We start from the raw sequence: 6,718 nt of genomic DNA, 5'->3' as shown, positions 1-6,718 counted from the left end.
CCCTGTCGCTCTGGTACGCCGAAGACCTCGACGAGGTGCTGGCTACCTCACTGGTGCTCGACGTGCGCCGCGACGACGAGTGGGTCACCGGCCATGTTCCCGGTGCGCTGCACATTCCGCACACCGAACTGCGCGAGCGCATCGACGAGGTGCGGGAGCGTGCGGCCGGCCGCCCGGTGCGCGTGATCTGCGCCTCGGGCGTGCGTTCCGCGATCGCCCACCGCGTCGTGACGCAGGCGGGTCTGGACTCGGCATCGCTGTCGGGAGGCATCCTCACGCTCCGGGCGTCGCTCGGCTCACGTGCTCGCGACGTCCTCGTCGTCGACGCAGCCGTTCGCTGACCGCAACATCTCCAGGAGACAGACCATGTGCTACCAAGTGGCGTGCAAGAAGTGCGGCAAGGCGAGCTGGGCAGGATGTGGTCAGCACGTAGATCAGGTGATGCGCGGCATCCCGCGCTCGCAGCGGTGCGAGGGCCACGCGAAGGAGCCGTCGACCGGATTCTTCGCGCGATTCTTCGCCCGCTGAGCTCGCCTCAGGCGAGCGTGAGGAAGAGCTTCTCGAGCTCGTCCGGCGTCATCGACTCGTCCTCGGGGTCGGCGATGCAGGTGCGCATGGCCGATGCGACGATCGCGTAACCCGCGCGGTCGAGGGCTTTCGACACCGCCGCCAGCTGGATGACGACGTCGCGGCATTCCGCGCCGGACTCCACGGCGTTCACGACGGCCGCGAGCTGACCCTGCGCTCGGCGCAGGCGATTGACGATCTTGCGTTGCTGCGCGATCAGCTCGGCCTCGCGGTCGTCCGTGGTTTCGGATGTCGCGGTCTCGTTCACGGTGGGCCTCCTGGTACCGCACGCCGACGGCGTCGCGGGTTACACGCCATTATTCCACGAAAAGCGGATACCCCGCCGGGTATCGCACACAGCTCCGAGGACTACAGTTGCCCCTTGTGATTCGAGCCAGCATCCCGAGCCCCGACCCCGTCTTCGCCCAGTTCTCGCTCGGGCCGCTGACGATCCACACGTACGCGCTGTGCATCATCGCGGGCATCATCGCCGCGGTGCTCATCACGCAGCGACGCCTCGGCAGTCGCGGGGCGGAGCCGGGGACTGTTCTCGACGTCATCATCTGGGCGGTGCCGCTCGGCATCGTCGGCGCGCGGTTCTACCACGTGTTCACCCACGTCGGGGATTACTTCTACCCCGGCGCGAACATCTGGGCGATCTTCGCGATCTGGGATGGCGGCAACGCGCTGTATGGCTCGCTGCTCGGCGGAGCGGTGGGTGCATGGATCGGATGTCGCATCGCGGGCATTCGGCTGTGGTCGTTCGCCGACGCACTCGCCCCGGCCATGCTGGTGGCGCAGGCGATCGGGCGCCTCGGCAACTGGTTCAATCACGAGCTCTTCGGTCTGCCCACCACCCTGCCGTGGGGGCTGGAGATCGAATCGACGAACCCGAAATTCCCCGAGGGTCTCGCCGAGGGGACGCTGTTCCATCCACTGTTCCTGTACGAGATGATCTGGAACCTCGTCGGGGTTGCGATCATCCTGCTGCTCGAACGCCGCATCGCGCTGCGCTGGGGCAAGGCGTTCGCGGTATACCTCATCTGGTATGGCCTGGGTCGGAGCTGGCTCGAGGCGATCCGCATCGATCCGACCAGCGATGGTCTGTTCGGAATCCCGGCCAATGTCTGGGCGTCGTTCGTGGCGATCGGTCTCGGCGTCGCGCTGTTCGTGATCCAGAGCGTCCGTCACCCGGAGCCGGAGACGAGCATCTTCCGCGATGGGGTCGGTCCGAAGGCCGCACAGCCCGCCTGATCTGACCTTTACGCAAAACGGATGCTTGACGCATCCGCAGTACTCAGTGTTACTATCTACCAGTACCTAGTGTCACTGAGTAATGAGGCGATTCCGGATGGGTAAACAAGCGACCGAGATGCTCAAGGGCGTGCTGGAGGGCATCGTGCTGGCGATCCTCGCGACGCAGTCCGCGTACGGCTACGAGATCACGGCCCGGCTGCGTGACGAGGGCTTTGCAGACATCGCCGAGGGCACGATCTACGCCCTGCTGATCCGTATCGAGCAGCGGGGGCTCGTCGATGTCGAGAAGGTCCCGTCGGAGAAGGGTCCCCCGCGCAAGGTTTATTCGCTGAACGCTCAGGGCCGCGACTACCTCGACGAATTCTGGGGAACGTGGGGCTTTCTCACCACGCGGCTTGAACAGCTCCGCACCGCATCAACCGAGACCGAAGGGAACTGACATGTGGATCGAGAAATTGACCGGCGACCTCGCCGACAAGAAGCACTACCGCGAATACAAGGCGCGGGTGAAGGCTCTGCCCGAGCCGTACCGTGAGGCTGCCGGGGGCCTCGAGCGCTACCTGATGTACCTCGGCCCGAGCGACGACGGCAAGAGCCTGATCGCGATGTTGACGGACCTGGCCGAACTCTTCGAACAGGCAGTCGCCGACGAAACACCCGTGCGCGACCTGGTCGGCAGCGACCCGGTCGAGTTCGCAGAGACGTTCATGCAGAACTACGGCGGGGGCAGTTGGATCCGCAAAGAACGCGCGCGCCTCGAGAAGACCATCGATCGCGCCGTCGAGGAAGAGGGGCGCTGAGCATGTCCGCCGCGGCCATCGCTGTGCGCGGGATCGAGAAGTCCTTCGCGGATGTCTCGGTGCTGCGCGGCGTCGACCTCGACGTGCAGGCTGGGAGCATCTTCGCCCTGCTCGGATCGAACGGCGCGGACAAGACGACGCTCGTGCGGATACTGTCGACACTGCTGAAGGCGGACGCGGGCACGGCATCCGTCGCCGGGTTCGACGTGGCCGCGGCTCCCGCCGACGTGCGCGAGTCGATCAGCCTGACGGGACAGTTCGCCGCGGTCGATGAGGTGTTGACCGGGCGCGAGAACCTCGTGCTCGTCGCGAAGCTGCGGCATCTGCAGGATCCGGGCGCGATCGCCGACCGCCTGCTCGCGCAGTTTTCGCTCGTCGAGGCTGGCGGTCGCCGAGCCGGTACGTACTCGGGCGGTATGCGCCGACGCCTCGACATCGCGATGAGCCTGATCGGCGATCCGCCGGTCATCTTCCTCGACGAGCCCACGACGGGCCTCGACCCGCAGGCTCGTCTCGAGGTGTGGCGCGCGATCACCGACCTCGCCCGGGGTGGCACGACCGTCCTGCTGACCACGCAGTACCTCGACGAGGCCGAGCAACTCGCCGACCGCATCGCGATCCTGCACCGCGGCACGATCATCCAGAGCGGCACGCTCGCCGAGCTCAAGAAACTTCTGCCCCCGGCGAAGGTCGAGTACGTCGAGAAGCAACCGTCGCTCGAGGATGTCTTCCTCGCCCTGATCGGCGAGACCGAACCACCCGAACGATCCGGAGCATCCGAAGGAGAGCCGTCATGAGCGCCCACGTTCTCGCCGACACGAGCGTCCTCACGGGGCGGTCGCTGCGACACATCCTTCGCAGCCCCGACACGATAATCACGACCGCCGTCACCCCGATCGCGCTCATGCTGCTGTTCGTCTTCGTGCTCGGCGGTGCGATCAACACAGGCTCGGGGGAGTCGTACGTCAACTACCTCCTCCCCGGCATCCTGCTGATCACGATCGCGTCCGGAGTCGCGTACACCGCGTATCGGCTGTTCCTCGACATGCAGGGCGGCATCTTCGAACGCTTCCAGTCGATGCCGGCCAGCCGGTCGTCGGCGAGATCTGGGTCGCTCTGGCGTGGCTCGCGGGCATCCTGGTCGTCGCCTACGGCTTCGCGATCGTGATCTATCGGCGCAAGGTCCGCTGAGTGGCAGCGTAGGGTGTGACGTCACCGGAAGGCGGACGCCGATGATCGCGCGATTCGAAGAGCTCGACTGGCAAGAGACGCGGATGGGGGAGTTGAACCTCCGCCGCCGTACCGACAGCCAGTCCGGCGAACTCATCTACGAGGTCAAGCTCGGCGATGAATATCTCATGTCGAGTCTGTTCACTGTCGCGGAAGAAGAGCTGGCACGGCTCGGCCTCGCGGCGACCGACGGCGGCTCGCTTGCGGTCTTGGTTGGAGGCCTCGGCCTCGGATACACCGCGGTGACAGCGCTCGAGGACAACCGTGTCGCCCGCCTCGATGTGATCGACGCCCTCCCGGCCGTGATCGGATGGCACGAGCGGCATCTGCTGCCCGTTTCGACGAAGCTCGTGGATGACCCGCGCACGACGCTCGTCCACGACGACTTCTTCGCGGTGATGCGTCGCGCCGCCGCTCCAGACGAGGCGCCGTACGACGTCATCCTGCTCGACGTCGACCACTCGCCCCGCCATAACCTCGACCCGAGTCACGCCGATCTGTATACCGCCGCGGGACTCGAGCGTCTCGCCGCTCATCTCGCCGATCGCGGGACCTTCGCCCTGTGGTCGGACGATCCGCCCGACGCCGACTTTATGACGGTGCTCGCCTCGGTTTTCGACGAAGCCCGAGCCCACGAGGTGGCGTTCGAGAACCGCCTGACCGGTGGTAGCTCGTCGAACACGGTGTACGTCGCGCGGCGCCGGTCACTCTGACGCGTCGGACGCGCACGGCAGAATGGGTCGGGATGGACGACCAGCTGATCGACGAACTCCGGATGCTGCGGACCCGGGCGTACGGTCCGGAGCCCGACATCCAACACGACCCGTCCGCCCTGGCCCGCTTGCAAGACCTCGAGCGCCTCGCTCGCGGACCCGAGGTCGAACAGCTGCCGCCGAAGCCGCCGCTGCCCGTGCAGACCGAGCCTGTCGTTGACGTCGAGCCGCTCGTCTCGGCGGAGCCGTCCCCCGACGAGGTCGCGGATGACTCCCTCGCGTCGGAGCCGCCAGCCGGGCGCGCCGCGAAGTGGTCCAAGAAGCGCATCGCCATCGCCTGGCTCGCGTCGCTGGCCGTGGCGATCCTGGTAACCGCGACCGTCACCGGATTCGTGTCGCGACGTATCCAAGCGGATCCGCGCGAGGTCGCCGTGCTGGGAGTTGACGCGTTCGCCGAGTGGCCTGGAGCGTTCTCCAACTACTACGTCGCGCAAGACGGATCAGAAGAGAGATCCGACGTGCCGGAAGGGGGCAAGGCTTTTCAGACCTTCCACGGACTGGCCCTGTTCAGCATGCCGAGTGGGCCATTCAGCTACGGGATCGGGCAAACCTGTTTGATGGTCGTGGCGTCAACGAACATCGACAGCGAGTCCAGCTCCCTTGAGGGGCCGTTCTTCAACGGGTGCACGGCGGGCGACTTCGCGGCGACCATCGAAATCGTCGTCACCGAGGACTATCAGGGCCTCCCCGACGAACTCCTCCAGGTCTTTCCCAAAGGCACCGGCCTGCAGTTTGTCCTCGAGGGCGACGAGGTCGTCGTCCTGAGCGACCAGGACTGAACGCTTAGGCCTTCGGCGGCGGGTGATGCGGGATCGGCCGTGGCGGCCGCGCACGCTCGGAGTTGATGATGGGCCCTGTGCGCGGCGTCGCCCCCGACGCGCCCCCGTCGCGGATCCTGATTCGGCGGCCACTGATCGTGACGACACGCAAACGAATAACGTACGGCTTGCCGCCCGAGTTCACCGACGCGAGTCGCAGAACACCGGATGCCTCGATCTCGGCATCAGTCGCCGCGTCAACGTCCGTCTCCAGGCGCGCAGCGGTACCGCGAGCGACGACACTCCAGCGGTGATCGTCGCCCTCTCCGTCGATCTCGATCGCGGTCTCGGGGTGTTCGGCGATGACGCTGAGCTTGGACCCCTCGGCGGAGCGGGCGTACAGCGCGCCGTCGTGGGCGAGGACGTTGAGGGGAAAGACATCCGGCTTCCCGTCCGCGCCGGTCACAGCAAGTCGCCCGATCGCGGGGTCGGCGAGTAGTCGCCAGCATTCCGCGGGGCTCAATCGTTGGAAGGCGTGTGCTCCCGACGCCCCGGGCCCAGCACTTGATCGAGTCATCGCACGTGCCTCCGTTCGATCACTTCGATTCAACTCCGTTGACCCGCGCACCGCTAGGGGTCAACCCTCTGAACGAGAAAGTCGAGCGCGGCTAAGGTCATGGCTCATGACGGATGAATCGCGTGTACCCGTGTCTCTCTCGCTCGACGCCTGGCTGGATCGCCTTTCGCAGCGCGGTGGTGAGCCGGGCGGTGGGGCGGCCTCGGGTGTGATGATGGCGATCGGAGCCGCGCTGCTGCACATGGTCGCGGCGTACACCCCCGACGACGAACGAGCGCAGCAGAGCGGCCAGCGCTCGATCGAGTTGCGCATTGAGGCGCTGCAGGCGGCGGAGGATGACGGGGTGCGCTCGGCCGCCCTGGGCGCTGCGCTCGCGGCCGAGTCCTCCCCGGAGCGGGACGAGCGCATCGTGGCGACGGGCACGGCCGGCGCCGAGTCATCCGCGACTCTGGTCGGGATCGGCGCCGCGCTCGCCGCTGGACTGCGGGTGCTCGCCGATCGCGGCAACCCGCACCTGATCGCGGATGTCGCGGTCGCGGCAGAGGCGATCGGCGCGGGCCTCGGCGGCGCGCTGACGAACCTGCGCGCGTGCCTCGCGCTTGCCCGCAAGCACCTGCCCGCGGGGGCAGGGTTGTCTGGCGATTTCGACCGTCCGCTCGCAGAGGGCTCCGCGGCGCGAGCCGACGTTGCGCTACTCGCACAGGCGGTCGAAGAGCGCTGAGGCTCGGCTGCTCCCTTCGACAGGCTCAGGGAGCG

General features: G+C 67.0%; 10 protein-coding genes and 1 pseudogene. 9 read left to right on the top strand and 2 right to left on the bottom strand.

The window, feature by feature from the left end:
• The coding region (locus MIC448_RS12570) for a rhodanese-like domain-containing protein (protein WP_036300247.1) at positions 1-341 on the top strand (341 nt) is incomplete at its 5' end.
• 194 nt (positions 342-535) lie between these two features.
• Here MIC448_RS12570 and MIC448_RS12565 read toward each other — a convergent pair.
• The gene (locus MIC448_RS12565; protein WP_232711553.1) at positions 536-835 is read right to left on the bottom strand and encodes a metal-sensitive transcriptional regulator; all 300 of its coding nucleotides are present in this window, start codon (positions 833-835) and stop codon (positions 536-538) included.
• A 116-nt stretch (positions 836-951) separates the two neighbouring features.
• Between MIC448_RS12565 and lgt the strand changes: the two genes are divergently transcribed.
• The 7 genes and pseudogenes from lgt (at position 952) to MIC448_RS12530 (ending at position 5,406) form a co-directional block, all read left to right on the top strand.
• On the top strand, positions 952-1,821 hold the full coding sequence (gene lgt, locus MIC448_RS12560) for a prolipoprotein diacylglyceryl transferase (RefSeq protein ID WP_051513806.1): 870 nt from the start codon (positions 952-954) through the stop codon (positions 1,819-1,821).
• Between the two features lie 97 nt (positions 1,822-1,918).
• Complete coding sequence (locus MIC448_RS12555; protein WP_036300245.1) at positions 1,919-2,263, top strand: PadR family transcriptional regulator; 345 nt, start codon at positions 1,919-1,921, stop codon at positions 2,261-2,263.
• A gap of 1 nt (position 2,264) precedes the next feature.
• Entirely contained in the window at positions 2,265-2,624 is a 360-nt protein-coding gene (locus MIC448_RS12550; RefSeq protein WP_036300242.1) for a DUF1048 domain-containing protein, read from the top strand.
• Positions 2,625-2,626: 2 nt separating this feature from the next.
• Positions 2,627-3,421, top strand: a complete 795-nt coding sequence (locus MIC448_RS12545; protein WP_036300240.1) for an ABC transporter ATP-binding protein — start codon at positions 2,627-2,629, stop codon at positions 3,419-3,421.
• Positions 3,418-3,723: pseudogene (locus tag MIC448_RS12540) on the top strand (ABC transporter permease); the annotation flags it as partial. The gene MIC448_RS12545 and the pseudogene MIC448_RS12540, both read left to right, overlap by 4 nt.
• Before the next feature lie 133 nt (positions 3,724-3,856).
• Positions 3,857-4,567, top strand: a complete 711-nt coding sequence (locus MIC448_RS12535; RefSeq protein WP_036300237.1) for a spermidine synthase — start codon at positions 3,857-3,859, stop codon at positions 4,565-4,567.
• Between the two features lie 32 nt (positions 4,568-4,599).
• Entirely contained in the window at positions 4,600-5,406 is an 807-nt protein-coding gene (locus tag MIC448_RS12530) for a hypothetical protein (protein WP_051513799.1), read from the top strand.
• Between the two features lie 4 nt (positions 5,407-5,410).
• Here MIC448_RS12530 and MIC448_RS12525 read toward each other — a convergent pair whose 3' ends face one another.
• Entirely contained in the window at positions 5,411-5,962 is a 552-nt protein-coding gene (locus tag MIC448_RS12525; RefSeq protein ID WP_081766397.1) for a pyridoxamine 5'-phosphate oxidase family protein, read from the bottom strand.
• Positions 5,963-6,068: 106 nt separating this feature from the next.
• On the opposite strand from MIC448_RS12525, the gene MIC448_RS12520 reads away from it, so the two are divergent.
• Complete coding sequence (locus MIC448_RS12520; protein ID WP_051513796.1) at positions 6,069-6,683, top strand: cyclodeaminase/cyclohydrolase family protein; 615 nt, start codon at positions 6,069-6,071, stop codon at positions 6,681-6,683.
• Positions 6,684-6,718 lie beyond the last annotated feature (35 nt).

The sequence above is a fragment of the Microbacterium sp. C448 genome, assembly GCF_000582705.2.
GTDB classification, from domain to species: domain Bacteria; phylum Actinomycetota; class Actinomycetes; order Actinomycetales; family Microbacteriaceae; genus Microbacterium; species Microbacterium lacus_A.
The sequence above is the reverse complement of the archived record's forward strand: the minus strand, read 5'-3'. Positions and strand labels throughout refer to the sequence as shown.